The organism is Acinetobacter sp. AB03, from assembly GCF_058107045.1.
In genome coordinates this window covers 1-3,339 of the sequence record NZ_JBUEBA010000025.1, presented here as the reverse complement: position 1 = coordinate 3,339, position 3,339 = coordinate 1, and the positions used below count along the sequence as shown (strand labels likewise).

2 protein-coding genes are annotated in these 3,339 nt (G+C 41.6%); both read left to right on the top strand.

All coding sequences use genetic code 11. The annotated features are described in order from the left end of the window. Positions 1 to 1,791, top strand: a 1,791-nt coding sequence (locus ACY3FQ_RS17015) for a factor H binding protein domain-containing protein (RefSeq protein WP_489774497.1), incomplete at its 5' end; no start/stop codon positions are given. Between the two features lie 83 nt (positions 1,792 to 1,874). Continuing rightward, positions 1,875 to 3,287 carry a surface lipoprotein assembly modifier gene (locus tag ACY3FQ_RS17010; RefSeq protein WP_283290187.1) on the top strand — a complete coding sequence of 471 codons (1,413 nt, stop codon included), beginning with the start codon at positions 1,875 to 1,877 and terminating at the stop codon, positions 3,285 to 3,287. The last annotated feature ends 52 nt before the right edge of the window (positions 3,288 to 3,339 follow it).

The window sequence follows — 3,339 nt, the reverse complement described above, 5'->3', positions numbered from 1 at the left end:
GCAGGATTAACTGACGCCCAAGCTACTGCCTATGCAGCAGCTAACAAAGAAGTCGACGCTAATGCTGCACAAACTGCCCTTGATGGTATTGTGGCGGAAAACAAACGGATTGCTGATAAGAAACTGGATTTGTTTGCTAAGGCGCAGACTGCTGGTTTGGATGCGACTCGTGCGCAGACCTTTGCTAATAATAATGTGAATACAGCAGATGGTGATGTAGCTAATGCGCTGACGGCGGATGTTGCTAAGGCAGTAACGGCTGATAAAGGTGGCACATATACAGGTAGTGGTTTAACCAATGATACTAAGGTAACTTCTCAAATTTCAGGTAATGGTCAAATTACCACGCCTTATGGTACAACCTACACAAAATACACTAAAACCGAGGAATCGGTTGATAAGACCTATAATCAACCTTATTCGGTAGTGGTAGGTAAGGGTACAATCAGTACAACTACAGATCATTATAGTAGCTCTAACTCATCGACTTCGAGTACGTTTAAGATTGATAAAGTCGCTGGTCTAGCTACTCTTGACCAAAATGTACCGACTACTGGTAAAGCCGTATATACCGGCGGTGCATTCTCGGCTGTATCTGACAATGGTAAGTTAAACTATCTGGTTGATTTTGATAAGCGTAAAGGTTCAGGCGACATTCAAGGCTTGTCAGAATTTGGTGCGGTTAAATTGCTAGAAGGTGATTTGACCAAAGTCAATCTGAATGGCAAATCAGTTACTGGTGTAAGTGGTAGTGCGCAAGCGAATGCAGCAGGCTCCTATACGCTGGGTCTGTTCGGTCCACAGGCTGATGAAGTGGCAGGTAAAGCCACGATTGATCAAAAAGAAATCGGCTTTGCAGGTCAAAAAGATGCTAATGCTACCTTGAAAAAGGTCGCAACTGATGCAGGTTTATCTGTCACACGTGCCCAAGCTTATGCTGATGCCTATGTTGGTAAAGATAATGCCGCTGATGCTTTAAAAACAGCTATTCAAATCCAAGCCGATGATTTAGCCAAGTTGGTAGCACAAGGTACAGCGATTGGTCTAACTGATAGCCATGCTCAGACCTATGCAACTAAAAATCTCGATACTTCACAGGAACAGCTTAAAACTGCGTTGAATATTGAGGCATTAATTCAAGCTACTGAAATTGAAAAGTCGTTTGCTGATAAGAACAAATTCTCTCTAAATGATTATAAAAATCAGGATATTAATGAAAGTACGCTAAATAGCGAGGGTAAGTATACTGAACGTAAAGGTTGGAACTATAGTTACCAACAACCATATTCTATGGTTTTAGGGACATGGTTATATAGTTATGTTAAAGATGATGTCAATCAGTTGCAAAATGGCTCAACTTATAACGTAGATATAGCTGGCTTTGACACTAAATCTGTAGCTATTCCCACTGAAGGTAAAGCCACTTATACAGGTTCCGGGGTGCGTTTAAATGATAGCTTTGATCTTGCTTACAATGTAGATTTTTCTAAGCAAACTGGATCAGGTTATTTGCTTAAAGCCAGCAATTATGGTGGTAAAATTAACCTTGATGAAGGTGCTATTAGCAAAATTAATTTAAAAGGAAATGATGTAGTAGGAATTACTAGCACAGCTAAAGGTCTTGATGGAACGACTGGTAATTATTCATTAGGCTTTTATGGCTCACAGGCTCAGGAAATTTCAGGCTCTGTTGAAATGAATGGTGCTGGGCGTGATTATTCCAATTATAAAAATGCTAATAGTAAATACGAAATCGGCTTTGGCGGCATACGCGGCGAAATCACCAAATAACTGCTCATTCCTTAACCATTAAATCACCGTCTGAAGTTGCTATGACTTCAGACGGTTTTTACTGTCTTACCGGTCATTAACTCATGCAAAAAAAACACCTGATATTATGCACGCTCGCCTTAAGCACTCCGCTCTATGCCCAAGAACCACCGCAAAACCTGACCCAGGAACCCAACGTATTCTTTGACAAAGATCCACTAGTTAAGCCTGATCTCCTGCTAAATCAGCCTAAAATCGCCACCCCTGCCGCAGCACCGGTTGCATCAGATAACACTCTGGAAACACGTATCAACGCCGCCATCATGGGCAAAGACTGGGTACAACTAGAACAACTGCTCAAGCAATACCAACAGGTGGCTGACAAAGACCAAACCCTTTATGACTATGGTTTGGGCGCACTGTATCGCCATCAGGGCAAACAAAAACAAGCAATTGCTTTATACCGTCAGATTTTAGCACGGCAACCGGATTTGCATTACCCACGTTTTGACTTAGCCATGATGCTGTTTGAAGACAAACAATATCAAGCTGCCAAGACTGAATTAGAGCTTGCTCAACCGCATTTAGCCCTGCCACTACAGCGATTAGTCGATCAAATTCTAGCCAACATGCAAAAGGCACAACGTTGGCAACCGAGCCTAAATTTAAGTTATGAATCCACCGATAACGTCAATCAGGCTTCCGATCTCAAAGAAATTAGATTGGGTAATGCCACTTTTGTCCGTAGCGGCGATTCCTTGCCCCAATCGGCACACGGTATCGACTATACGTTGGGTACATCACGTGAACTAAACTTAAGCGGTAATCATTATTTATATAGCAACTTCGAGGTTGATGGCGTCGATTATTGGGATAACCATGACTATAGCGAGATCACCGCAAGAGCCAATTTAGGCTACCGCTATAAGGACATTCACCAATCATGGGGTATTATTCCACTGTTTGAACAAAACTGGTTAGGTGGCGAGCGCTATAACCAAAACTATGGTGCCACCCTTGAATACAATCGTCAGCTTAATCAACAATGGCAACTCTCAGGCAATGTTGGGCATATTCAAAAACGCTATCAAGATAGCAGTATCGCCGATCGTTATGATGGTCATAGCAACAGTATTGCTGGGCTTGTATTGTATCAACCAAAGCCAAATTGGTTAGTGTATGGTGGGGCTGACTATATGCGCGATGACTTATCTGATGAAGCAGAGTCTTCGAACCGAAAAGGTATTCGATTAGGCGGCGTGTATTCTGGCGAACAACTCGTATGGCGTAGCAGTATTCGCTATGCCAAGCGAGACTTTTGGGCAGATAACTTTTGGTATGACAAAAAACGCCATGATGACGAGTATCAGTTCAATGCCAGCTTGTCGCATAAAAAATTACAATGGCATGGATTTAAACCAAAGTTAAATTATAGCCATCAAAAAATTGCTAGTAATTTAGATTTATATGATCGCCAAAATAATAATTGGTTTATCTCTTTTGATAAGAGTTTTTAATTAAATAAGCTCTGTACACGACAAATTTCACAGAACCCTTATCCTATCAGGG